This window comes from Thalassospiraceae bacterium LMO-JJ14, from assembly GCA_021555105.2.
GTDB lineage: Bacteria > Pseudomonadota > Alphaproteobacteria > Rhodospirillales > Casp-alpha2 > UBA4479.
The window spans coordinates 354,193-378,301 of record CP134604.1; the positions used below are offsets into that span (position 1 = coordinate 354,193).

Below are 24,109 nucleotides of genomic sequence, written 5' to 3' on the forward strand. Positions count from 1 at the left end.
CATTAAAAAAGGCGGGCCGTTGGCCCACCCATCAATCTCTATTACATCGTTAGATTAACGAGTGCCCTCGTAAGGGCACGGCTGATATATCCAGATTGCCCAGGAAAAGCAAGAGGATTGTCAGGAAATCAAGGACCTAGGCCGATCCGTTCATGGCTTCCGTTCATGGCCGGAAACGGCGACGGAAGCTCAGATACGCGGGCTTGTCGCCCTTGGCCAGGGCCTTGGTTTCATAGCGCGTCGGCACCCAGTCCGCAGGCGGCCTGCGCCAGTCTTCGGGACCTTGCGCCGTCCACGACCAATCGGGATGCCGCCGTGCCTCGCCAAGCGCCCAGGCGACATAATCCATATGGTCTGAGGCGAACAGCAGGACCGTATCGTCACGTGCGATCCGGGCGAGTGCACTCAGGGTTTCCGCCTGAAAAATACGCCGCCTGTTGTGGCGTGCCTTGGGCCAGGGATCGGGGAACAGGATATAGATCCGCGATACCGAAGCTTCCGGCAGACGTTCCAGCAACAAACGCACGTCATCATCGAAAAGGCGGATATTCCCAAGACCCATGCTTTCGACATCTGCCAGCAACGCGGCAAGCCCGTTGATGAAGGGTTCGCAGCCGATGAAGTCGATATCCGGATTGGCCGCGGCCTCGCCGCTCAGGTGCTCGCCGGCACCGAAACCGATTTCCAGGCGGAGTTCGCGGGCCGGCGGACCGAAGCCGGGCTCGAACACAACCGGCCCGGCCGACGAAGCATCGGCAATCAGAAGCTGCGGCAGAAGTTCGTCGACCAGATGCTGACGGCCGGGGCGGAGCTTATGCGTCCTGCGCCGGCCGTACCACATGGGTTTCCCTGACGGGTCTTTCGGTGGGTCCTTCGGCATGTCCCGGGACATGAGACGGCCCCTCTACAAATGGCTTAGAAAGCGCTCTTCAAGGCGTCTGCGATGTCCGTGCGCTCCCACGAGAACCCGCCATCGGCTTCAGGCTCGCGCCCGAAATGACCGTAAGCCGAGGTCCGGGCATAGATCGGACGGCTCAGCTCCAGGTGCTCGCGAATGCCGCGCGGCGACAAATCGACCAACTCGCAAAGTTTTGCCGCAATCGCATCCTCGTCGACCTTTCCGGTCCCGTAGGTGTCGATGTAAACCGACAGCGGCTTTGAGACGCCGATCGCGTAAGCAAGCTGGATCGTGCACTTGTCGGCCAGACCGGAAGCGACGACGTTCTTCGCCAGATATCGCCCGGCATACGCTGCCGAACGGTCGACCTTGGTCGGATCCTTGCCGGAAAATGCCCCGCCGCCATGCGGCGCGGCACCGCCATAGGTGTCGACGATGATCTTGCGGCCGGTCAGACCGGCGTCGCCATCGGGCCCGCCGATCACGAAGCGGCCGGTCGGGTTGACGTAGAATTCATCTTCCGGGCACATCCAGCCGGCGGGCAAAATGCCCTCGACAATCGGACGAACCAGCTCGCGGACATCATCCTGCGACAGGTCTTCATCGTGCTGCGTCGAGACGACGACCGAGGTCGCGCGGACGGGCATACCGTTTTCGTACTGCAGCGTGACCTGGCTCTTCGAATCCGGGCCGAAACCGGAAAATTCCCCGGATTTCCGCTTAATCGCCATTTCCTTGAGGATGCGATGCGAAAAATGAATAGGGGCCGGCATCAGGCTATCGGTTTCATTGCAGGCATAGCCGAACATGATACCCTGGTCGCCGGCGCCTTCGTCCTTGTTGCCGAGCGCATCGACACCCTGTGCAATATCGATGGACTGCGGATGCACATGCACCTGCACCTCGGATTTTTCCCAGTGGAAATTATCCTGATCGTAGCCGATATCCTTGACGGCCAGACGCGCAAGCTCTTCCATCCTGGAGGCGGGTATGTCGCCGGCACAACGTGTTTCGCCGGCAAGAACGATCAGATTCGTCGTCACCAGGGTTTCAACAGCGACACGCGCACCTGCATCGACAGCAAGGTATGCATCGACGATTTCATCGGAAATCCGGTCACAGATTTTGTCCGGATGTCCTTCGGATACGGATTCGCTGGTAAAAAGATAATTTGATCTGCTCAAGTCGGTCCCTCCCGAGCTTAAAAGTAAAACCTGCATCATGGACCGGGGGCCGCGTATCGATCACGCTATTAGCCCACTTAGCTCAGTATTTTATGTGGCGGCAAGCGGTCCAAATCCATCCACAACGCCGAAACAGGCGCGCAGGTCTTTTTGCAACTTCCAAGCTTCGCGTCAAGACAATCCGCCTTGATGATCAAACGTGGGTGTTAACGCCCGGATCGAGCGGCCACGGGTCAGCTCTCGTCCGGGAGGTTCGCCATGGAGCGTAACAGGTCGAACAGACGCTTGCGGATTTTATCATCCTGAATCCGGTAATAAGCGCGCACCAGTTCCAGCGTTTCCTGACGGGCAAGTGGATCGTCGGTGATATTTTCCTGGCCCTGATCGGACATCCCCGTCGCTATGGGTTTGATCGGCTTGCTGCTTCCCGGCAAGGTTATGGTCGGCATATCCTGGAAAAAGAAGGATACCGGTACTTCGAGAATACTGCTGAACTGATAAATACGGCTACAACCGATACGGTTTGCGCCTCGCTCGTATTTCTGGATTTGCTGAAATGTCAGACCAACAGCCTCACCGAGTTTTTCCTGTGACATGCCAAGCATGGTCCGGCGCAAACGGACACGGCTACCGACGTGAACATCAACGGGGTGCGGCGTGCCGGGGGGAAACTCTCTCTGGCGGCGGCCGCGTCCAATTCCGGCGGGGCTCATGTAAATCTCCGGCAATCTAGCCAACGCGACTCTCCTTAACTGAACAGTTCAAAGTTCGATCCGTCAGCGCCAGGCATGTCATACGCAAAATCTGAGATTGGCTCAGGTTTTGCCGGGTTTGCGCCTATAACGACCGAACAATCCGCTAAGTATACCGAGCCACGCGATAATCAAACCTGTGGATTGTCCGTAGATTGCAAAGAAAGTTTCCGCGAGGGGCCGCGGCAAGGGGGCGTCTATAACCCCCTGTTCATCCAGTTCGATACGGTTTCGCACCCGGCCGAACGGGTCGATAACGGCACTGATGCCGGTATTGGCGACCCGGACCACGGGAAGCCCTTCCTCGATGGCGCGAAGCTTTGCCTGCACGAGATGCTGTCTCGGCCCCGTCGACGGCCCGAACCAGGCGTCATTCGTTATATTCAGGATCCAGGCCGGGCGGTCCTTCGGATCGACGACATGCCCTGAGAAAATGACCTCATAGCAGATAATCGCTGCAAATGGCGGCAGTCCTTCGAAATGCTGGGTTTTCGGGCCGGGGCCGGGAGTAAAGTCGCCCCTTCCCGCGGTCAGTTTCTCGAATGGCAGATAGTTGCGGAGCGGTACGTATTCGCCGAACGGTACAAGATGATATTTATCGAAAACGTCAACGATCTTGCCGTTGCCGTCGATGACAAAAAGACTGTTATAGACATTTCCGTCCTTATCGCGGCGCGGCGCGCCGAATATCAGAGCGCCTCCGGCCGGCACGGCCGCGGCAAGCGCGGGCGGAATATCCGAGTCGGGGCCGATAACATACGGCACGTTGGTTTCCGCCCAGATGACGTGGGTCGGCGCACCGGACGGACCCACAGTGCGTTTGCTCATCGCCATCTGCTTGAGAACATGTTGTTGGCGCAGACCGGACTGCCATTTAAGCGCCTGCGGGATCGCCGGCTGGATGAGCCTGAGAACGATACCCTCATGCGTCAGCAGGCTTGCATTGTCTACTCGCCAGGTGCCACCTGCCCACAGCAACGGCAGCAACACACCGAATCCCAGAACCTGCAAGGCACAGCGCCGAAATGCCTGGCGCTCGCAATTATATAAAAGCACCGGCGCGGTAAAAATCATCACCGTCAAAAAGCCGAGCCCCAAGCTGCCGACCCAGGCCGCGGACTGCATCATCTCGGGCAGACCGCCCCAGACCGAAGCAACGGGATTCCATGGGAATCCGGTCAGGACCCAGCCGCGCAACCATTCACTTAGCGCCCAGCACCCGGCAAAGGCGGCCACCAGCAACGGGCCGAAACGCGTGTATTTTTTGGCCAGGAAATGGAACACCGCTGCGTGCAGCGCCGTATACAGAGCCATGCCGGCGGCAATGCCGATAACCGCCATCGGCATCAGCGCGGCATAGCGCTCGGCATCGACCAGAAAGGCATGGCCGATCCAGTAAAAGCCGCCGCCGAACCAGCCGAGGCCAAACAGCCAGCCTTCCACCACGGCACGGCGCCATGTCGCCGCCGTCCACACCAGCAGGGCAAATCCCGCCAGTGCGGGCCACAGCATTACGATGACATAGAACGGCGGCAGCGCCGCAACCGCGCCGAGACCGAGGAACAAAGCCGCAAGCTTCCGATACCGCCCGTTTTCCAGAACGGCTGCCAGGAAGCTCACAGCCTGAGTCACTTGGACCCCTTGGATTCCGACTGTTCGGTCTTTGATGACCCCTTACGGATGCGCACCCGATGGATGCGCCTTGGATCGGCATCGAGAATTTCAAATTCCGTGCCGTCCGGCAGGCTGATGATTTCGCCCCTGATCGGGACCCGGCCGGCAATCGAGAAGACAAGACCGCCGAGGGTGTCGATGTCTTCATGCTCGTCGTTGCTGAAGCTCTTGCCCAGGCGCTCCTCGAAAGTTTCCAGTTCGATGCGGGCATCGGCAACCCACGAACCGTCGCGTCGATGTTCCATTTTTGGATCATCGTCGTTGTCATGCTCGTCGTCGATTTCCCCGACGATTTCCTCGACCAGGTCCTCAATGGTAACCAGGCCGTCGACACCCCCGAACTCATCGACCACCAGCGCCATGTGCGAACGTTTGACGCGCATTTCCAAAAGCAGTTCCAGCACGCGCATCGACGGGGCCACGAAAAGAAGTTTGCGCTGCACGTCTTTCAGTTTGAATTCCGCGTCGCGGCCACGCCAGCCGACCACATCCTTGATATGCACCATACCTTGTGCGTCATCGAGGGTTTCGCTGTAGATCGGCAAACGGGAATGGCCTTCGCGGGTGGCAACGTCGATGACTTCCTGCAAAGAAGCATTGATCGGAATAGCCACAATATCGGCGCGCGGCACCATGACGTCATAGATGGTAAGGTTTCTGAGTTCGAGAATATTGGCGACAAGCAACCGCTCGTCCGGGTCGAGCGGCTGTTCCGATTCTTCGCGCTCGTCGATCAGCTCATCCAGCGTATCGCGCGCTGATCCGTTCGACCCCGAAATCCGCTTGAGATTGCGCATCCAGAGCCGGATGCGGTCGGAAAAATTCTGGTTCTTGCCGCCGTCGTCGTCTCCGTCCCCTTCCGGACTCGGAGGCTCCTCAATTGGATTTGAATCTTTCATATCCGGGTCTGTCATTCTTTCAGGGCCGCCAACCGGCCGTCATAGGGGTTTGCAACGCCGCGTGATGCAAGAATTTCGATTTCCAGCGTTTCCATTTTTTCCGCGTCTTCATCGGTTTCGTGATCATATCCGCCAAGGTGCAGCATGCCATGCACCAATAAATGACAAAAATGATCGGCAAATGACAATCCCTCAGCGGTTGCCTCACGCTTGACCGTTTCAAGCGCCAGCGAGATATCGCCGAGCGGCAAGGGCATATCGCCGGGGAAACCGTCCGCCGCACTTTCCCCCGACGGGAACGACAGCACGTTGGTAGACGCATCCTTGTCCCGGTAGCAGGCATTGAGTGTCTGCTGGTGCGCATCGTCCGTCAGCACCACCGACACTTCATATGGACGCGACGGATAGTTCAGAAACGCGTAAGCCGCGCCGAGCACTTCCCGGCAGAAATCCGCGGGGTCATCCAGCGCCTGACGCCAGGCCGGATCGGCTATATCGACATCGATCATCAGGTTTCCCCGCGCGCCATCAACGTCTGCAGTGGATTCAGTCTTCATCGTCCCCTGCGGCCTTGTCTTCGTTCTTGTACTGCGCGCCCGCACCGCGTTTGCTCTCAAGACTGTTGTAGGCCTTGACGATGCGGCCGACCAGTTGGTGGCGCACGACGTCACTGTCCTTGAAACGCAAAAAGCGGATGCCCTCAACCTGTGACAGGGCCTCGCGCGCATCGCGCAGCCCGGATCGTGTGCCGCGCGGCAAATCGACCTGGCTGAGGTCTCCGGTAATCACCATCCTGGAATTTTCGCCCAGACGCGTCAGGAACATTTTCATCTGCACCGCCGTTGTGTTCTGCGCCTCATCCAGAATAACAAATGCATTGGCAAGAGTGCGGCCGCGCATGAACGCCAGCGGGGCAACTTCGATCTCGCCGCTTTCGAGACGCTTCTGCACCTGCTGACCGGGCATCATGTCATGCAGCGCGTCATAGAGCGGGCGCAGGTACGGGTCGACCTTTTCACGCATATCGCCGGGCAGAAAACCAAGCTGTTCACCGGCCTCGACCGCCGGCCGCGAGAGAATGATCCGCTCCACATCGCCCCGAACCAGGCGCTCGACCGCCTTGGCAACAGCCAGGTATGTCTTGCCTGTCCCGGCCGGGCCTTCGGCGAAAACCAGCTCCGACTCGTCGATGGCGCGCAGATAGTCCGCCTGCGTCGGCGTGCGTGCGCTGACAACGCGATTGCGGGTGCTGACACCGGCATCCATGCCCGGCATCGAGCGCTCGGGCTCGGCGGAAAAGCGCAACATGGCATCGACTTCCGGTTGATCCACATCCTGACCCTTTTCGAGACGTTCATATAAAGCATCGAGAACGCTGAGGGCGCGGGCAACGGCTTCGGCGTCGCCGGTGATCGTAACCTCGTTCCCGCGGGCGTGAATAACGACCTTGAGGCTGCTTTCGATTTGCGCCAGATGGCTATGATGTGAACCGAAAAGGGCGATGGCCAGCGCGTTTTTCGGGAATGTTTTCTTGCGTGTGACGGCACCGGAATCTTTTGTCCGGGTCACGGTGCGGCTGCCCCTGCTCAAGCGACGGCCTCCTGTTGATCACGGACGGCGGCGGAAAGGCTGTTTGGTTTCGCTGTGTCGATCATGACGGTGACGATCTCTCCCATAAGGTTGGTGGGCAACGATGCATGAACTGCCTGCATGTAAGGGCTGCGTCCGACAAGCTGTCCGTCGCGCGCACCCGGGCGGTCGAACAGGACCGGCATCGTGCGCCCGACACAGCTCTCATTAAACACGATCTGCTGACGATTGAGTTCGCCCTGCAGTTCCTGCAGCCGTTCGGATTTAAGCGCTTCGGGCACCTGGTCTTCCATGTCGGCGGCCGGCGTGCCGGGACGCGGACTGTATTTGAAGGAATACGCCTGAACGAACCCGACGTCGCGGACCAGTGCCATGGTTTCCTGAAAATCCGCATCCGTTTCGCCGGGGAAGCCGACGATAAAGTCGGATGAAAGGGCAAGATCCGGTTGTGCCGCACGCAAGCGGCTGACGATTTCCCGGTAATCTCCGGCGCTGTGGCGGCGGTTCATGGCTTTCAGAACCTTGTCCGAGCCGGACTGCACCGGCAAATGCAAAAATGGCATGAGTTCCGGTACATCGCGATGTGCCGCGATCAGTTCCGCGTCCACTTCAGCCGGATATGACGTGGTATAACGAATACGCTCGAGGCCGTCGATTTCCGCCAGCTCACGGATCAGTCTGCCAAGCGACCACTCCGCACCGTCATCATGCACGCCATGGTATGCGTTGACGTTCTGGCCGAGCAGCGTGATCTCGCGCGCGCCCTTGGCGGCGAGAAGGCGGGCTTCGCGCAATACCGGATCGACAGGCCGGGAGAATTCCGCACCGCGGGTATAAGGAACGACACAGAAGGTGCAGAACTTGTCGCAGCCTTCCTGAACCGTCAGAAACGCGCTGGCACCCTCAAGCTTGCCGGCTTCCGGCAGCTGATCGAATTTATCGTCCGCCGGAAATTCCGTATCGACAACGGCCTGTCCCCGGCTTTCCAGTTCGCGCAGCATCAGCGGTAGCCGGTGATATGTCTGCGGGCCGAAGACCAGGTCGACATAAGGCGCGCGGCGCAGGATTTCCTCGCCTTCCGCCTGGGCGACGCAGCCGCCGACGGCAATGCGCATCGGACGTGAAGATTGAGCGCGCTCGGCCTTCTCCTGGCGCAGACGGCCAAGCTCGGAGTACACCTTCTCGGCCGCCTTCTCGCGGATATGGCAGGTGTTGAGGATAACCAGATCGGCACCGCTCATATCAGTGGCGCTGTCATATCCCAACGGCGCCAGAACATCGTGCATCCGCGATGCATCATAGACATTCATCTGGCAACCATACGATTTGATATGGACGGACTTTTTCACGGGCACTCTCTAAACCCCGGCATCATCACGGGGCGCGCTTTGACGCCAACTGCATTACGGGCGCGGAACATGATCATCGGCCATGCACCTGTCAAGCTGGCGCCTGTCAAGCTGGCAACTTTCAAGCTGGCAACTTTCAAGCTGGTAATTACCAAACGGCACGCTCCATGAGCGATGTTCTCATTCAGCCTTGTCCGATTCCTTGAGGGGGACGCCGTATAGCTCCAGGCGATGCCCGACCAGCTTAAGCCCATGCTTGCGTGCCACACGTTCCTGCAGGCGCTCGATTTCCTCGTTTTGAAATTCGATCACGCGGCCCGTCTTAACATCGATCAGGTGATCGTGATGTTCGTCCGAAACCTCTTCGTAACGCGCCCTGCCGTCACCGAAATCGTGACGCTCGACAATGCCTTCGTCTTCGAAAAGACGCATTGTGCGATACACCGTGGCGATGGAGATTTTGGAATCCTGTTTCGAGGCGCGCCGGTAGACTTCTTCGACATCCGGATGGTCCTCGGCATCCGACAGAACACGGGCGATCACACGCCGCTGCTCCGTCATTTTCATGCCCTTGTCGACACACAGCCTTTCGAGGCGAGATACGTCCATAGCCATCCCTTGCCGTTCAACAGATTGATGGTAACGCCCCAATCACGCCGTGTGAAGGGGAGAGAGCATAATTGGATGACTTTGGGCTTATTTGGCGTTCCGGCGCGCGCCCGGCTTACGGCCGAGGCCGATTTTCTTGGCGAGCGAGCTTCGCTTCTTGGCGTAATTCGGCGCAACCATCGGATAGTCCGCAGGCAAACCCCACCGTTCGCGGTATTCTTCGGGTGTCATGTTATAGGATGTCTTCAAATGGCGCTTCAGCATCTTCAGCTGCTTGCCGTCCTCAAGACAGACGATGTAATCCGGCGTTATGGATTTTTTGATGGCAATGGCCGGTTGCGGACGTTCCTGGGGGGCATCGATGCTGCCCAGTGTTTGCAGCGTTGCGAAAACATCTTTTATGATCTGCGGCAAATCATTTGCGGCAATCGTATTGTTTGATGCGTGCGCAGACACAATCTCAGAGGTAAGTTCAAGAAGGTCCGTTTGGGTCGGCTGCTCAGACATTGGCTTTGGTTGACTCCGGTAAAATAAATTCTCGTGCGGCAAAAAATAAGGTAAGCCACGTTTTATAAGTATATTCATTATTTGGTGCAAGTTATCCCATGAAAAAAATCAATAATGATCAGAAAAGTATTTCTCCGGACCATACAATAGACATCACCGGCCTGATCTGCCCCATGACCTTCGTGCGGACAAAGCTGCTCCTTGAGAAAATAGCCCCCGGCGACGTTCTCGAGGTCCGGCTCAAGGGCGAAGAGCCGCTGACAAACGTGCCCCGCTCCGCACGTCAGCACGGCCACACCATATTGTCGCTCACGCCTGAAACGCCGGACCAGGCGCCGGCAGGCATACACCGCCTGCTGATTCGCAAAGAAGACGCCTAGCCCATTTGTTGCTCAGGCCTTGGGCAGCGACACATCCGGCGGTCGCAGGTACAGCGGCGTCGCTGGGAAATTATCTCTTATATTCAAATTGTTATATCCAATCCTTGCAATGACACAAGGATCCGGAATGTCGACGTCATGCAAATGCCGGACATCGAAATTCGCGCCCAGGGCCTCTGCCACCCTGGCACCGCCATCGCCAGCGACGACGACTCGCCTACAGCCCTCCAGAAGCCCGCCAACCTGCTCCGGGCGTAATACTGCGGCCTCACCGATTGGCCCGCCCTGCGGGTTGAACAGGGCAATGAAGAGTTCTTCACGCTTGCTTTCAACGGCGATAACCAATGCGTCCGCGCTTTCGAGCGCATCCGTTTCGAGTACTTGCGCTAATAATATGTCGAAAGTAATGATTCCGAGACAGGGGCGGGCAATGGCCAGTGCCAAAGCGCGCGCTGCGGCAAGACCGATCCTGAGCCCGGTGAACGCGCCGGGCCCCCGGGTGACGGCAATCGCATCTATATCGGCGAAATCGACACCGCTGCGATCCATCACGTCATTGATCATCGGCAGCAAGGCTTCCGACTGGCCGCGCGCCATGCGCTCACGTGCGTCGGCAAGGCGTTCGCCATCACGGCACAGCGCCACGGCACAGCCGCTCGTTGCGGTATCGATGCCGAGTACGATTGTCATGTGCGCGCCTCGTTCCAGGAATACATGCCGGCTCACGAATACAACAGATGGCGGATGATAACCACATAAGTGGCCACCACGCATGATGACAATGCGATCACCGGCGGACCCCAGCGCCAGGCGATGACATGACTGGGCAATCCCACGACACGTGCCATGAACAGCGTCGTCGCCGAGAACGGCGAAACCATGGTCGATGTCCCCCACACCCCGAGCAGTGCAATCGCCAGCACCTCGGGCGCAATGCCGATCACCTCGGGCGGCAGGACTTCACCGACGAGGATGGCAATAATCACCGGATGCAGCCCCGCCATCCCCAGCAGCGAAGTGCCGAAAACGATCCCGACCACGATCACGTCTTCATGGATGCCGAATGTCTGCAGCCACACGCTGATTTTTTCCGGCGGCAGCACCTTGGAAACGCCAACCCCGAAAACGGACGCGGCGACAAAGGCAATCGCCTCGTTTCTGAGTTCCGGTATGTTGATGAATATGCGCTGTATCAGCGGCCGTGCGCCCAGTGACCAGCGCCGGCCGCGCTCGACCTGCACTGCCGCCCAGGCAATGGCGAACGGCGGGCCGATAACGCCAAGTGCAATGGGAATGGAGAGACCGATAATTTCATGCGCGCCCATAACCAGGAAAATCAACTGCACCAGAACGAGCGCGGCACGGCCGATGGTCACCGGTGTCAGGGGTGTGCCGCTTCGTGTTTGCCCGACGACCGGCTTTTCGCGCAGAAAGATGCGGTCATAACTCCAGCCAACCAGCAGCAGAAATACCGATAGGCACAAACCAAGAGGTGCGATCTCAATCCACCTGAGCCCAGGAATCGCGGTCAGAATGACCGATATGCTGACGTAGAACGGCCCCCACGTCGACGCTGTCGTAAACCCATGCATCAGGCAGATCGACAGGCGTTTTTTCAACCGGGCATCGGTTTGCTCGCCGACCATGGACGAAAGCAGACTCATCGCCGCCAGATTCAACACAGAACCCAGAAAATGTCCGCTCAGCCATAAGATCGGGTAGCGCCGCCCGGCAGGCTGGCTGACCACCGCATCGCGCAGTGTCCTGAGCGAAGGGCTGGTGACCGCAGGCTCGCGGAGCCACATCACGGCGAAAAACATCACCAGGAAAATCTGCGAACGTTCAAGTCCGTTCATCATGCCGCCGACGAGATCGCCGCCGGCCCAGGCACCGGCAAAGCCCAAACAGAATAGAAGTGCGCCGACATTCCGCTGCAGGGCGGGCGCCTTGGCGAATTCCAGAGCCAGGAACACTACCGTAAGCCCGATCCCGATTTCACGGCCGTAAGGGAATGGCCATATTCTCGAGATAATCGCAACGACGACCAGGACGAGGTAAATGCTTGCTGAAAACACGTTTCGTGTCACGTCGTCGCCTTGCTGCCAGAGAAACGAAATCACACGCTAAACACGCGGGCTATAAATCTATTATGCGACACGGCAGGCTTCTGCAAACGTGAGGCGCGGGCTGCGCGGGAAAAGATTCTTATCCGTGCCATAACCGATATTGCACAGGAAGTTGGATTCAACCGCTGTCCCGGCAAAAAATGCGGCATCGACCTTTTTCTTGTCGAAGCCCGACATCGGACCGCAATCGAGCCCGAGCGCGCGCGCCGCGAGCATGAAATAAGCGCCCTGCAAGGTGCTGTTGCGGAATGCCGTTTCCCGGATCAACGCGGCATTCCCGGCGAACCAGGACCGCGCATCGTCGTGCGGAAACAATTCCGGCAATTTATCGTAAAACGCCATGTCCTGGCCGATGATCGCCGTGGCCGGCGCCTGCATGGTTTTGTCGACATTGCCGCCCATCAGAAAGGGGCGAAGTTTTTCCTTTGCCGCCTTGGACGTGACGAAAACGATTCGTGCCGGGCTGCAGTTCGCGCTCGTCGGACCCATGCGGGCAATATCCCATATTCTCTCCAGCATGACCTTTGCGACCGGCTTATCCGACCAGGCGTTATGGGTCCGCGCTTCCATGAACAGCGTATCCAGCGCTTGTGCATCCAGCGGTGCTTTTGGTGAAAGTGACATTCAGGTCCTCCGCGGGCTTGATATTCAGGGGCGGCCGTGCGACGCGTCACAGCCGAAGCGGATCATCCGGTACATACTTGATGATCCTAAGACGATACCGCAACAATTCTTGCTAAGCTGACGTTAAGTCATCATGTTTCAGTTTGGTCTGCTGCTCATAGGGGGAGCGTGGATGTTTTTATTTCGATTACTTGTTTTGCCGGTCGTACTCGCATCGGTAGCCGGCGGCTTAATGACGACGGCATCGGCGAGTGAGCCGGCGACCAAAGCCGTGGTCATTATGTATCACCGTTTCGGTGAAACGGACTTCCCATCCACGAATGTTACCATGGAGCAGTTCCGCGCCCACGTCGAGGAACTGCGCACTGGTGGTTATCATGTCGAATCATTGCCGAAAATCGTCGCCGCCCTTAGAAGCGGCGAGAAGCTGCCGCCCAAAACCGTCGGCCTGAGTGTCGATGATGCCTATGAGAGTGTTTATTCGCGTGCCTGGCCGATCCTGAAGGAAGCCGGGTATCCCTTGACCGTGTTTGTTGCCACGGACCCTGTCGAGCGAAATCTGCCTCGCTACATGAACTGGGATCAGCTGCGCGAGCTTGCCGATCAAGGTGTCACCATCGGCAGTCAGACCAAATCGCACCCGCACATGGCCGATATTGGCCGCGAACGTGTCGTGGCCGAGCTTAGAAAGTCGAATGCCCTGTTCGAAGAGAAGCTTGGGAACGCGCCGGATCTGTTCGCCTATCCTTATGGCGAGGCCAACAATGACGTCATGACTCTGGTCAAAAGCGGTGGCTTCGTCGCTGCCTTCGGTCAGCATTCCGGCGCCATCGGCACCGGCAGCGAGCTATATTACCTGCCGCGGTTTGCCATGAACGAGGCCTTTGGCTCGCTTGACCGATTTAAGCTGGCGGCGAACGCGCTGCCGATACGGGTTGCCGACATAACGCCCGACGATCCGACCATATCCAGCCCGAACCCCCCGCTCATCGGTTTTACCCTGACATGGCCGGACAGGGGACTGGATCGCCTCAACTGTTATTCATCGCATGTCGAAAAACTTGATTTGCAGCGGCTGGGCAAGCGGATCGAGGTACGTACCGAAACCGCCATGCCGCCAGGCCGTACCCGGCTCAACTGCACCATGCCGGCCGGCAACGGCCGCTGGTACTGGTTCGGGCGGCAGTTCTACGTTTTGAAAAAAAATCAGACCGACTGATCGTCATCCTTGGCGTCGGCGACCAGACGCGCATCGTCCAGTTCACTCAGACCGTTGACGCCGATGATGGTGCTGACACTGTCGACATATTCCTCACCACGCTCGGAATATTTCGTCAGGCTCTTGGCAAGAAGCAGCCCGTCCAGCGCATCGCCGCCCTGGCGCAGCACCGCACGTGTCTGGCGCAGCCCCTTGTAGGCGCGGTGTGTGTTCAGATTGCGCATGTATGCAGCAACGGATTGCTCCAAATTGTCAAAGGCGCGAACCTTGTGGTCCATACCTTCCGGGCGCTCGTTAGGAACCAGTCCCTCACCGTCGGCCGTGGTCCACTGGCCGTAAATGGCGTTGCCGTGCCGGGCAAACCGCGACGTGCCCCAGCCACTTTCTTCGGCCGCCTGCGCCATCGCCAACGAAGGGGGAATCACATCGACGCGCTGTAAAAGCGTGCCGAGGTTCTCGTCCTTGACCTTATAGCGCTCTGCCAGAACCGCCAGCCACAGGCGGTCGCGGGCCGCAAGCTTGCCCCCTAGTGCCTGTTCCGCCTTAAGCCGGATCAAACGGTGGCGGTCTCTCAGAATGCGTTCGTTTTCCTGCAGGATCAGCGGCAGCATGGTCTGAAAGAAAACCGTTTTCTTGAGGGATACTTCTGGAACGGCATGCAAATCGTGAGGCATCTCAGCAAGGAACACACGCGGCACAGGCGATCCCTGTTCGCGCACTCTGTCCAGATGGTAGCCCATTTTGTCGAAGCGATCCGCCAACACATGTGCATCGCGTATCGACGCGATGGCGGGGCCTGCGGCGAGTTCCATATTTTCCGGCATATCTTCCGGCGCGACACGCTCAACGCCCTGATTCAGGTGCGCCGCTTCGGCGTGGGCCTGATCGAAGGAAACCCGGGGGCTGGCGGTGACGCCCGATGATTGCGGGCTGACAAGACTGGCGGATGCCGTGGCAATCACGGCAAAGCCGATGATGCTGAAGATCATGTGGTCGAATTTACGAGTCGTCATAAATGCTCCCGGCGTCATGCTTACGGCATGCACGCCGTTCCCCTACTCTCGTTTCAGTCGCCCTGGGTTTTTTTCGGCTCAATCGATACTCATCCAACGGTATTTTTACCTGTCGGATCACTGGCCGGCTTTATTGTGGGAACATGGTTAACATAGACAACTTCGGCGCGCTACATATTTTAAGCGCCTCGTTTTGTTATCTAAAAAAGTCAATGAAACAGTGGGTTTACGACCTATTCGACGGCCCGGACTTCCTGGACTTCGGGCACGTAATAGCGCAGCATGTTCTCAATTCCGTGCTTGAGAGTCGCGGTCGAACTCGGGCACCCGGCACACGCACCCTGCATGTGCAGCGACACCACACCGCCTTCAAAACCCTTGAAGACAATATCGCCGCCATCCTGTGCCACGGCGGGACGCACGCGTGTGTCGATCAACTCCTTGATCTGCTTGACGATCGGATCGTCTTCGCTGTCGGAGGATGTATCGCCGCCGACTTCGTCCTCGATCATCGGCCGGCCCGACTGATAGTGCTCCATGATGCCACCAAGGATTTGCGGGCGCAGAACATCCCAGTCCTTGTCATCGGTCTTGGTTACGGTCACGAAATCGGACCCTAGAAACACGCCGGCCACACCTTCGATCGCGAACAGGCGCGTGGCCATCGGCGAACGGGCGGCTTCCGACTGTTCGGCGAAGTTCGCCGTGCCACTTTGCATAACGGCCTTACCGGGCAGAAACTTGAGCGTCGCCGGATTAGGGGTGCCTTCGGTCTGAATGAACATTTCTCTCTCCAATACCGCTGCCACGCACATCAGGGCAGCGTCGTTCGTCGCTGTCGGTCAGTATACCCCATAACGTGGGGCGGGGGATAGATACATGCAACCTCGCAGATGGGCTCTGGCAACGAAGCTTTACATAACTCAGCCGCGCTTTCTATTAGGACGCAGGAAGCCGATGACGTCCTGGACTTCGCGGAGCACCGGCTCGGCGATGGCGCGTGCGCGTTCCGCGCCATCCGCCAGCGCATCGTCGATGATCGCCTTGTCAGCCAGAAGGCGTCGGTATTCGTCCTGGATAGGTGCCAGGTTTGCCACGGCGACATCGGACAGACGCTCCTTGAGCGCGGAAAACTGCTGCCCGGCGAATTCCTGCACCGCCGCATCTACGGTGATGTCGGAAAGGGCCGCATAGATGCCGAGCAGATTTCTCGCTTCCGGGCGGTTTTCAAGGCCGGCCGTGCTGTCGGGCAGCAGGTCCGGATCGGTCTTGGCCTTGCGGATCTTGCGTTGAATGGTCTCGGCATCGTCCGTCATGTTGATGCGCGACAAATCGGACGGGTCGGACTTCGACATTTTGCTCATGCCGTCCTTCAACGACATGACCCGTGTCGCGGCCCCCAGGATCAGCGGTTCGGGAACGGGAAACGTCTCGGTCTTGAAATCGTTGTTGAATTTTTGCGCGATATCGCGTGCCAGCTCCAGATGCTGCTTCTGGTCCTCGCCGACAGGTACGTGCGTGCCTTTGTATAAAAGAATATCCGCGGCCATCAGGTTCGGATAGGCGAACAGCCCGACTGAGGCGTTTTCCCGGTCCTTGCCGGCCTTTTCCTTGAACTGGGTCATGCGTCCGAGCCAGCCCATGCGGGCGACACAGTTGAATATCCACGCCAGTTCGGCATGGCCCGAGACCTGCGACTGATTGAAGATGATGTGCTTTTGCGCATCGACACCGGCGGCAATCATCGCCGCAGCGACTTCGCGGGTCGACGCGCGCAGGCTTGCCGGATCCTGCCAGACCGTGATGGCGTGCAGATCGACGACACAGAACAGGCAGTCGTAATCGTCCTGCAACTTCACCCAGTTTCGGATCGCACCCAGATAGTTCCCCAGATGCAGGTTGCCGGTCGGCTGGACGCCTGAAAAAATTCGCTCGCTCATGATCGGTTACGGTTCCGGTTGCTCATATAGAGAGCGGGTTATCGCGCGTAGCTTCAGGGTGGTCAAGGTTTGCCCCGCTCAGCGCGCGCGTCGCACCGTGGCCTTGATTTCCTGAATGGAATAGACACCGAACAGTCTGGCCGAAATCAGATACAGCGCGAGACCGCCGGCAATCAGCACAGCCAGCGTCACGACCTGTTCGATAGCGTTGCCGGACAGCCACGGCACGGCCCAGGCTGCGGCGAACCACAACACCCCGGCCATGATGACGCTGGCGCCGGCGATACCGAACAGCCGCGATATCAGCCGGGCGTCGGATTTGTAATGACCGCGCCGTGCCAGCACGACCACCAGAAGAATGATATTGAGCCATGCCGAAACACTCGACGCCACCGCGATGCCGACATGACCGAGCGGCTGCATCAGCACAACATTGAGCACCACATTGACAAGCATGGCCAAGGCCGCGATTCGCACCGGCGTCGCGGTATCCTCGCGGGCGAAGTATCCAGGCGTAAAAACCCGGATCCCGACATAGGCCGGCAAGCCGATCGCATACGCCATCAAGGCCGCCGCCGTCGCGTCCGTCGCCGCGCTGTCGAAGGCGCCGCGCTCGAACAGGACCTGAATGATCGGCTGTGGCATGACAATCAGCGCAAGCGCCGCCGGGACGGTCAGCAGCAGGGCGATTTCGATGCCGCGGTTTTGCGACGTGTTGGCCTGTTCGTCGTTCCCGGCCTCGAGCTGACGCGAAATCATCGGCAACAGCGCGGTTCCCACCGCGATGCCGACGACGCCCAGCGGCAACTGCGTCACCCGGTCGGCATAATAAAGATATGAAACCGCCCCGTCGGAAATCATCGTCGCCAGTATGGTCCCGATCAGCAGATTGATCTGGTACAGGCTGGCGCCGAAAACGACCGGCAGAATACGCCGCCCCAGCACCCGGACCTTATCGCTGAGCACCGGCATGCGAAGGCGGAGAACGACACCTTCGCGGTGGCAATGCCAGGCAAGCCAGACAAACTGCACGATCCCGGCCGCGAACACTCCCCAGACAAGGGCGCGCCCGGACTCCGCGTCCGAGCCGCCGAACGCCAGCAGGAACGTGATCAGCGTGATGTTCAACAGCACCGGCGCGGCAGCGGCGGCGCTGAATTTACCGAAGGCATTGAGCACACCCGACTGCAGGGCAACCAGCGAGATGAACAGCAGATAGGGAAATGCAATCCTTGAAAACACCGTCGCCATTTCCATTTTCCCCGGTACCTGATCGAACCCCGGCGCCAGGTACGGCATCAGCCACGGCATCGCCAGTTCGAAGGCGGCAACGAAAACAAACAGCACGACGGCCAAAACGCTGAAGGCTTGCTCGGCAAAAATGCGGGCAGGCTCGCGCCCTTCGCCTTCGAGGCTTCTGGAAAACATCGGCACAAAGGCCGCGGCAAACGCCCCTTCTGCGAAAAGTCTGCGAAACAGGTTGGGAAACCGGAATGCGACGACAAAAGCGTCCGCCACCGTGCCGGCGCCGAGAAAGTTGGCGATCAGGATATCGCGGGCAAAGCCGAAGATGCGGCTCAGCATGGTCATAGACCCGATGGCGGAAATGGCGCGAACCAGGTTCATCGCCGCAGCCTTGGGCCGGAATGCGGCATGGATATGGCGCCGGTCTTCTGTCTGGCCATAGTGCCCTTCAGCGGATCGGCGTTCACTCGGCGGCCTCGGGTTCGGCGCTGCCTGTCGTTCCGGTGATGGCGGCCAGAAGCTTGGCGCGCACATCCTCGATCTTGTTCGGCTGTTCCATTTTCAGCCCGAAGATGTCCTTCACGTAAAAAACGTCGACGACCCGCTCACCATACGTCGTGATGTGCGCCGATGAAATCTGCAACCCCGCACTTGTCAGTACGTTGGTGGTGTCGTGCAGGAAGCCCAGCCGGTCACGGCCGTTCACCTCGATCACCGTGTGCGTCCGGCTCGCCTTGTTGTCGATAAGAACACGCGGCGGCACCTTGAAGACGCTTGTGCGGGACGGCATCGCATTGGCGCGTGCCTCCTTCAGTTCGTACGCCGGCGACGCGAGGCCGGAGAGTGCACGTTCCAGCCGGGTGCGGATACGCGCCATCCGCGCTTCACCGGAAATCGCTTCCGACTGCTTGTCCTGTACCCAGAACGTGTCCAGCGCCATGCCATTATTCAGTGTGACGATCTTGGCATCGACGATGTTGATGCTGCCCAGCGACAGCGCGCCGGCAACCTTGGCGAACAGGCCCGGATGATCGACGGTGAAGACGACGACTTCGGTCGCGTCATGGGCCTCGTCGGCGGTCAGGTCGATCACCAGATTCTGGTTGTTGATGGCGGCGGTTTTGATCAGTTCCGCATGACGCAACAACGCGTCGGTGTCGAACGTCAGCCAATAGGTATCGCGGCCTAGATCCAGGTGCGCTTCAATTCTTTCGGGTGTCCATTCGCTCGAACTCTCACTGAGCGCCTGAGCGAGCTTTTGCTTGGCTGTTTTCGCCCGCTTCGACAACCGCTCCTGCGGGCTTTCGCCGGACATCGCTTCGCGTGCTTGCCAGTATAATTCGCGCAGCAGCCCCGCCTTCCAGGCGTTCCAGACGTTGGGGCCGACGGCACGGATATCGGCAGTGGTCAGAATCAACAAAAGCCGCAGCCGTTCCGGCGACTGTACTATCTCGATGAAATCGGACACCGTTTTCGGATCATCGATATCGCGCTTGAAAGCCGTGTGGCTCATCAGCAGATGATGGCGCACCAGCCACGCAACGGTCTCCGTTTCCCAGTCGCTGAGACCCATGCGCGGGCCCAGCTTGAGCGCGATCTCGGCGCCCAGTTCCGAATGATCGCCACCCCGTCCTTTGGCAATATCGTGCAGCAAGACGGCCAGATACAACGCGCGTTTCGACTGCACCTCGCCGATCACGGAGCACGAAACCGGGTGATCATCGATCAGGCGGCCGGTATCGATACCGTGCAACACGCCGATGGCACGGATGGTATGCTCGTCAACGGTATAGACGTGATACATATCGTACTGCATCTGCGCGACGACACGGCCGAAGTCCGGCACGAACTTACCGAATACCCCGGCTTCGTTCATACGCAACAGGGTTTTATCCGGATCCGGGCCGGTCAGAATGTTGATGAAGATTTCGTTCGCTTGCGCATCGTTCTGCAGCTTGCGCGTGATCCGTTTCAGGTTCTTGGTCACCAGGCGGAGCGCACTCGGGTGCACATCGAAGTGATGCTTTTGCGCCTGCCAGAAAAGGTCCAGAAGCTTCTTCGGGTCTTTTTCGAAAATATCGTCGCTGGCAACCATGATGCGGTCGCCGTCGACGCTGAAGCCGTCGATTTTCGGGCCGCCCTTGCCGAATCGCGGCAGACGGAACCGCTGGCGTTTCTTTTTATGCTGCTCTTCAAGCGCGGCACAGATGATCCGCGTCAGATCGCCGACATCCTTGGCGATCAGGAAATAGTGCTTCATGAACCGCTCAACGCCGCTTAATCCCGCGTGGTCGGTGTACGCCATGCGCTCACCGATTTCGGTCTGCACGTTAAACGTCAGGCGTTCCTCGGGCCGGTCGGCGAGGTAATGCAGGTGGCAGCGCACGGTCCACAGAAATTCCTGCGCCTTTTCAAAACGCCGGGCATCGTCCGCCGTCAGCACATCTTTCTGCTTCAAATCAACGATAGATTCGATGTCATACAGATACTTGGCGATCCACATCAGCGTCTGCAGGTCACGCAAACCGCCCTTGCCGTCCTTGATGTTGGGCTCCAGCACATAGCGCGTGTCGCCCATGCGTGCGTGGCGGTCGTCGCGCTCGGCCAGTTTGGCCTCGACGAAGGCCATGCCGGAATCGCTGACGACGTCATCGTGAAACAGTTTGCGGAACTTCTCGAATTGCTCTTCGTTGCCGGTGATCAGCCGCGATTCCAAAAGACTGGTGCGAATCGTGATGTCGTCCTTCGAAAGCCGCACCGCTTCTTCCGCTGAGCGCGTCGCATGCCCGACCTTCAACCCGAGATCCCAGAGGGTGTAGAGCATGTATTCGACGACCTGCTCGGTCTGCGGCGTCAGCTTGTAGGGCAGCAGGAACATCAGATCGATGTCCGAATGAGGCGCCAGTTCGGCACGCCCGTAACCGCCGGTCGCAATGACCGACAGCTTGTCCGTGGATATCCCGGCACCAAGCGGATAGACGTGCTCTGTCGCTACTTCGAAGATGATCCGCACAAGCTGATCGATTAAATAGGCACCGGCGCGTACCGTGTTGCTGCCGCTCTGCTCGCCACTTTCGAAACGCCGCTGTATTTCCTTCCGGCCCTTTTCAAGCGTCGTGCGGTAAATCTCGAAAATTTCAGGCTGCGTTTCGGGCGTGTAGCCGGACCAGCCGAGGATTTCGTCCAGGCGGGTCAGCACCGCCTTACGGTCGATGATATCGCGTGGCTTGGTCACTTTGATCATGGACGGCATTTATACAGACCCCGTACCGCTTTGCGCAAAACAGAACGAAAGGACAAGGGGCGCCGCGCCGGAAATACCCGCAGCGACAGGAAAACAGCTTAATGTCAGCCGATTAATCATGATTCATTGCCATCAATGATTTGAGCTTATATAGCTCTTCGAGGGCTTGAAGCGGCGTTAGGCTGTCTGGGTTAATCTTATTGAGTGCCGCCTCTGCCTTGCTTTCCTGTTTAGGCTCAGGGTGCTGCGCTTGAATTGCAGAAAACAGGGGTAAATCGTCCCCCAACGTACTGGACTGACTCGATTTCTTGCTTTCAAGCTTCTCTAAGATCATCTCGGCACGTCTAATAAGACTAGTCGGCAATCCCGCTAATTGGCCGACATGAATGCCGTATGAGCGATCGGCGACACCGGCCTCGACCTCGTGCAGGAAGACAACGTCGCCTTTCCATTCCTTGACCCGCATGGTGTAGCATTTGAGCGCGGACAGGCGCTCGGCCAATGCTGTCAGCTCGTGGTAATGGGTGGCAAACAGGCCCCGGCAGCGGTTGACCTCGTGCAGGTGCTCGACGACGGCCCAGGCAATGGACAACCCGTCAAAGGTCGAGGTGCCCCGGCCGATTTCATCAAGGATCACCAGTGCGCGCGGCCCGGCCTGATGCAGGATCGCCGCCGTTTCAACCATTTCCACCATGAAGGTGGAGCGCCCGCGCGCCAGATCGTCGGCGGCGCCGACCCGGGAAAACAGCCTGTCGACGATCCCGATGTGTGCGTGTGCGGCGGGAACATACAGGCCGGCCTGTGCCAGCACCGCAATCAACGCGTTTTGACGCAGAAATGTGCTCTTCCCGGCCATGTTGGGCCCGGTCAGCAGCCACAGCTTTGCACCTGCAGCGTCATCGTCGCCCGGCTCAAGCCGGCAGTCGTTGGCAACAAAGGCCACGTCGCCGCTTTTCGCCAGCGCCGCCTCGACCACCGGATGGCGGCCGCCCTCGATGCCGAAGGCTTCGCTGTCATCGACAAGCGGGCGGACAAAATCGTCGCTGAGCGCCAGTTCCGCCGTTGCCGCCGCAACATCCAGCACCGCCAAAGCCGATGCCGTGGCATCGATCGCCGCGGCGGCGTCACGGATCATTAAACAAAGCGCTTCGAAAATTTCCATTTCCAGCGCCAGCGCACGCTCGCCGGCGCGGGCGATTTCGGCTTCCAGATCGTTCAGCTCAACCGTGGTATAGCGCACGGCGTTGGCCATGGTCTGGCGGTGAATGAACGGGCTGTCCGTGCCGCTCGGTATCTGGTCGGCCTGTTTCGCCGTGACCTCGATGAAATAACCCAGCACATTGTTATGGCGCACTTTCAGGGCCGATATCCCGGTCGCATCGGCGTAGCGCTTTTGCAGCGCGGCGATCAGGCGGCGGCTTTCGTCGCGCATCGCAACCAGTTCATCGAGGCGCGGATGAAACCCCTTGCGCACGAACCCGCCATCGGCGCCGCTCATCGGCGGTTCGTCGATCAGGGCACGTGCCAGTTCGTCAATCAGGTCGTCGTGTCCGCCAAGCGCGTCGACCAGTCCCGGCAAATCGTCAGCCGTTTGCAAAGACGGCAGATCACGCAGATTGCGCTTGATATCCAACGCTGCGCTCAGACCGGCCCTAACCGCGCCGATATCGCGCGGGCCGCCGCGGCCGATGCTGATCCGGCTCAGTGCACGGGCAATTTCCGGCACCGATTTCAGCCGCTCGCGCAGCCTGTCGCGGGCACGGCTGTCGGCATGGAAAACCGCCGCCAGGTCAAAGCGCGCATTGATCTCCGCGGGCGACGTCAGGGGCGCCGCGATCCGCGCCGCCAAAAGACGCGCACCACCGCCGGTAACGGTTCTGTCGACCGCATCCAGCAGGCTGCCCTTGCGCCCGCCCGACATGGTCTGCGTGATTTCCAGATTACGCCGTGTCGCCGCATCGATCTCCATCACCGCGCCCTGTTCGACGCGGGCCAGCGGATGCAGACGCGGCAGCTTGCCTTTCTGCGTCAATTCGACGTAATCGACGAGCGCGCCGGCGGCGGCGATTTCGGCGCGGCCAAAGGCGCCGAATGCGTCCAGCGTCTTGACACCGTAAAGCGCCAGCAAGCGGCGGCGGCCGTTTTCGCTGTCGAATCGCGCCGCCGGCAATGGTGTCAGCTTGTCGGCGACATCGAACCATGTCTGTTCCGGCAACGCATCGCCCAGCAGGCTATCGGCGACAATGACTTCGCCGGGGTCGAGGCGTGCCAGAATCGCCGCGATATCCCCGGGCGCCGCAGACTGCGCGCGAAAGTTGCCGGTCGAAACATCCAGCCAGGCAACGGCGCAATCCGACTGCGCACGGGCAACACAGGCAAGATAGTTGGCCCGCCGCGCTTCGAGCAGATGATCCTCGGTGATTGTCCCCGGCGTCACGACCCGCGCCACATCGCGCTTAACGACGGATTTCGAGCCGCGCTTCTTGGCTTCGGCGGGGTCTTCCGTCTGCTCGCAGATGGCGACGCGGAAGCCTTTGCGGATCAGGCGGTTGAGATACGATTCATGACTGTGCACCGGGACCCCGCACATGGGGATATCTTCGCCCAGATGCTTGCCGCGTTTGGTCAGCGCGATATCGAGGGCCGCGGCGGCGGCAACCGCATCATCGAAGAACAGCTCGTAAAAATCGCCCATCCGGTAAAACAGCAGATCGTCCGGATGCGCACGCTTGATGCCGAGATACTGCGCCATCATCGGCGTCACGGATTTATCCCCGCCCCCGGCGCGCATCAAGGCAGATTCCGCGCCCCCGTTTTCCGGCGCAGCTTCATATTCCGGGGTTTCGTTCGCAAGCG

At 59.1% G+C, this 24,109-nt stretch carries 21 protein-coding genes; 2 read left to right on the forward strand and 19 right to left on the reverse strand.

The features are described from left to right. Positions 1–163: 163 nt before the first annotated feature. The 10 genes from L2D14_01710 to L2D14_01755 all read right to left on the reverse strand — a co-directional run bounded on the left by L2D14_01710 (position 164) and on the right by L2D14_01755 (position 9,462). Positions 164–892, reverse strand: coding sequence for a tRNA (guanine(46)-N(7))-methyltransferase TrmB (locus tag L2D14_01710; GenBank protein ID WNK00156.1), 729 nt, complete (start codon positions 890–892; stop codon positions 164–166). A 23-nt stretch (positions 893–915) separates the two neighbouring features. Beyond that, positions 916–2,082, reverse strand: coding sequence for a methionine adenosyltransferase (gene metK / locus L2D14_01715; GenBank protein ID WNK00157.1), 1,167 nt, complete (start codon positions 2,080–2,082; stop codon positions 916–918). Between the two features lie 233 nt (positions 2,083–2,315). Continuing rightward, positions 2,316–2,795: a helix-turn-helix transcriptional regulator gene (locus L2D14_01720; GenBank protein WNK00158.1), complete on the reverse strand. Its 480-nt coding sequence runs from the start codon at positions 2,793–2,795 to the stop codon at positions 2,316–2,318. A 102-nt stretch (positions 2,796–2,897) separates the two neighbouring features. Continuing rightward, positions 2,898–4,466, reverse strand: a complete 1,569-nt coding sequence (lnt, locus tag L2D14_01725) for an apolipoprotein N-acyltransferase (protein ID WNK00159.1) — start codon at positions 4,464–4,466, stop codon at positions 2,898–2,900. Further along, positions 4,463–5,407 carry a hemolysin family protein gene (locus tag L2D14_01730; GenBank protein WNK00160.1) on the reverse strand — a complete coding sequence of 315 codons (945 nt, stop codon included), beginning with the start codon at positions 5,405–5,407 and terminating at the stop codon, positions 4,463–4,465. The genes lnt and L2D14_01730 overlap by 4 nt, the downstream gene beginning before the upstream one ends. An 11-nt stretch (positions 5,408–5,418) precedes the next feature. Further along, on the reverse strand, positions 5,419–5,964 hold the full coding sequence (ybeY, locus tag L2D14_01735; protein ID WNK00161.1) for an rRNA maturation RNase YbeY: 546 nt from the start codon (positions 5,962–5,964) through the stop codon (positions 5,419–5,421). Further along, positions 5,954–6,910 carry a PhoH family protein gene (locus L2D14_01740; protein WNK01629.1) on the reverse strand — a complete coding sequence of 319 codons (957 nt, stop codon included), beginning with the start codon at positions 6,908–6,910 and terminating at the stop codon, positions 5,954–5,956. The genes ybeY and L2D14_01740 overlap by 11 nt, the downstream gene beginning before the upstream one ends. An 83-nt stretch (positions 6,911–6,993) precedes the next feature. Continuing rightward, positions 6,994–8,346, reverse strand: a complete 1,353-nt coding sequence (gene miaB, locus L2D14_01745) for a tRNA (N6-isopentenyl adenosine(37)-C2)-methylthiotransferase MiaB (protein ID WNK00162.1) — start codon at positions 8,344–8,346, stop codon at positions 6,994–6,996. Between the two features lie 180 nt (positions 8,347–8,526). Beyond that, positions 8,527–8,955 carry a Fur family transcriptional regulator gene (locus L2D14_01750; protein WNK00163.1) on the reverse strand — a complete coding sequence of 143 codons (429 nt, stop codon included), beginning with the start codon at positions 8,953–8,955 and terminating at the stop codon, positions 8,527–8,529. A gap of 87 nt (positions 8,956–9,042) precedes the next feature. Then, the gene (locus L2D14_01755; protein WNK00164.1) at positions 9,043–9,462 is read right to left on the reverse strand and encodes a MucR family transcriptional regulator; all 420 of its coding nucleotides are present in this window, start codon (positions 9,460–9,462) and stop codon (positions 9,043–9,045) included. Positions 9,463–9,560: 98 nt separating this feature from the next. Here L2D14_01755 and L2D14_01760 point away from each other — a divergent pair, with 98 nt between their 5' ends. Continuing rightward, positions 9,561–9,842 carry a sulfurtransferase TusA family protein gene (locus L2D14_01760; GenBank protein WNK00165.1) on the forward strand — a complete coding sequence of 94 codons (282 nt, stop codon included), beginning with the start codon at positions 9,561–9,563 and terminating at the stop codon, positions 9,840–9,842. A 12-nt stretch (positions 9,843–9,854) separates the two neighbouring features. On the opposite strand, the gene tsaB is transcribed toward L2D14_01760, so the two are convergent. The 3 genes from tsaB to L2D14_01775 are packed head-to-tail and all read right to left on the reverse strand — an operon-like array spanning position 9,855 to position 12,592. After that, complete coding sequence (tsaB, locus tag L2D14_01765; GenBank protein ID WNK00166.1) at positions 9,855–10,532, reverse strand: tRNA (adenosine(37)-N6)-threonylcarbamoyltransferase complex dimerization subunit type 1 TsaB; 678 nt, start codon at positions 10,530–10,532, stop codon at positions 9,855–9,857. Positions 10,533–10,564: 32 nt separating this feature from the next. Beyond that, a complete protein-coding gene (locus L2D14_01770) occupies positions 10,565–11,929 on the reverse strand; it encodes a hypothetical protein (GenBank protein ID WNK00167.1) in 1,365 nt (454 codons plus the stop codon). Between the two features lie 60 nt (positions 11,930–11,989). Next, on the reverse strand, positions 11,990–12,592 hold the full coding sequence (locus tag L2D14_01775; GenBank protein WNK00168.1) for a malonic semialdehyde reductase: 603 nt from the start codon (positions 12,590–12,592) through the stop codon (positions 11,990–11,992). A gap of 172 nt (positions 12,593–12,764) precedes the next feature. Between L2D14_01775 and L2D14_01780 the strand changes: the two genes are divergently transcribed. Beyond that, entirely contained in the window at positions 12,765–13,811 is a 1,047-nt protein-coding gene (locus tag L2D14_01780; GenBank protein ID WNK00169.1) for a polysaccharide deacetylase family protein, read from the forward strand. Here L2D14_01780 and L2D14_01785 read toward each other — a convergent pair. The 6 genes from L2D14_01785 to mutS form a co-directional block, all read right to left on the reverse strand. Next, positions 13,799–14,824: a glucosaminidase domain-containing protein gene (locus L2D14_01785; GenBank protein ID WNK00170.1), complete on the reverse strand. Its 1,026-nt coding sequence runs from the start codon at positions 14,822–14,824 to the stop codon at positions 13,799–13,801. The genes L2D14_01780 and L2D14_01785 overlap by 13 nt on opposite strands. Positions 14,825–15,057: 233 nt before the next feature. Beyond that, a complete protein-coding gene (locus L2D14_01790; GenBank protein WNK00171.1) occupies positions 15,058–15,609 on the reverse strand; it encodes a NifU family protein in 552 nt (183 codons plus the stop codon). Positions 15,610–15,747: 138 nt separating this feature from the next. Beyond that, a complete protein-coding gene (gene trpS, locus L2D14_01795; protein ID WNK00172.1) occupies positions 15,748–16,764 on the reverse strand; it encodes a tryptophan--tRNA ligase in 1,017 nt (338 codons plus the stop codon). Positions 16,765–16,842: 78 nt separating this feature from the next. Further along, entirely contained in the window at positions 16,843–18,543 is a 1,701-nt protein-coding gene (murJ, locus tag L2D14_01800; protein WNK00173.1) for a murein biosynthesis integral membrane protein MurJ, read from the reverse strand. After that, entirely contained in the window at positions 18,473–21,262 is a 2,790-nt protein-coding gene (locus L2D14_01805) for a [protein-PII] uridylyltransferase (protein ID WNK00174.1), read from the reverse strand. Before L2D14_01805 ends, murJ begins: the two co-directional genes overlap by 71 nt. A 103-nt stretch (positions 21,263–21,365) precedes the next feature. Next, positions 21,366–24,044: a DNA mismatch repair protein MutS gene (gene mutS / locus L2D14_01810; GenBank protein WNK01630.1), complete on the reverse strand. Its 2,679-nt coding sequence runs from the start codon at positions 24,042–24,044 to the stop codon at positions 21,366–21,368. Positions 24,045–24,109: the final 65 nt, after the last annotated feature.

Excerpts from the sequence above, each read along its gene's own strand:
- L2D14_01710 (WNK00156.1), bottom strand. The coding sequence starts at position 892 with ATGTCCCGGGACATGCCGAAGGACCCACCGAAAGACCCGTCAGGGAAA.
- L2D14_01720 (WNK00158.1), bottom strand. The coding sequence starts at position 2,795 with ATGAGCCCCGCCGGAATTGGACGCGGCCGCCGCCAGAGAGAGTTTCCC.
- L2D14_01730 (WNK00160.1), bottom strand. The coding sequence starts at position 5,407 with ATGAAAGATTCAAATCCAATTGAGGAGCCTCCGAGTCCGGAAGGGGAC.
- ybeY (WNK00161.1), bottom strand. The coding sequence starts at position 5,964 with ATGAAGACTGAATCCACTGCAGACGTTGATGGCGCGCGGGGAAACCTG.
- L2D14_01750 (WNK00163.1), bottom strand. The coding sequence starts at position 8,955 with ATGGACGTATCTCGCCTCGAAAGGCTGTGTGTCGACAAGGGCATGAAA.
- L2D14_01755 (WNK00164.1), bottom strand. The coding sequence starts at position 9,462 with ATGTCTGAGCAGCCGACCCAAACGGACCTTCTTGAACTTACCTCTGAG.
- L2D14_01760 (WNK00165.1), top strand. The coding sequence starts at position 9,561 with ATGAAAAAAATCAATAATGATCAGAAAAGTATTTCTCCGGACCATACA.
- tsaB (WNK00166.1), bottom strand. The coding sequence starts at position 10,532 with ATGACAATCGTACTCGGCATCGATACCGCAACGAGCGGCTGTGCCGTG.
- L2D14_01775 (WNK00168.1), bottom strand. The coding sequence starts at position 12,592 with ATGTCACTTTCACCAAAAGCACCGCTGGATGCACAAGCGCTGGATACG.
- L2D14_01780 (WNK00169.1), top strand. The coding sequence starts at position 12,765 with ATGTTTTTATTTCGATTACTTGTTTTGCCGGTCGTACTCGCATCGGTA.
- L2D14_01785 (WNK00170.1), bottom strand. The coding sequence starts at position 14,824 with ATGACGACTCGTAAATTCGACCACATGATCTTCAGCATCATCGGCTTT.
- L2D14_01790 (WNK00171.1), bottom strand. The coding sequence starts at position 15,609 with ATGTTCATTCAGACCGAAGGCACCCCTAATCCGGCGACGCTCAAGTTT.
- trpS (WNK00172.1), bottom strand. The coding sequence starts at position 16,764 with ATGAGCGAGCGAATTTTTTCAGGCGTCCAGCCGACCGGCAACCTGCAT.
- murJ (WNK00173.1), bottom strand. The coding sequence starts at position 18,543 with ATGTGCGCGCCAAGCTTCTGGCCGCCATCACCGGAACGACAGGCAGCG.
- L2D14_01805 (WNK00174.1), bottom strand. The coding sequence starts at position 21,262 with ATGCCGTCCATGATCAAAGTGACCAAGCCACGCGATATCATCGACCGT.
- mutS (WNK01630.1), bottom strand. The coding sequence starts at position 24,044 with ATGCGCGCCGGGGGCGGGGATAAATCCGTGACGCCGATGATGGCGCAG.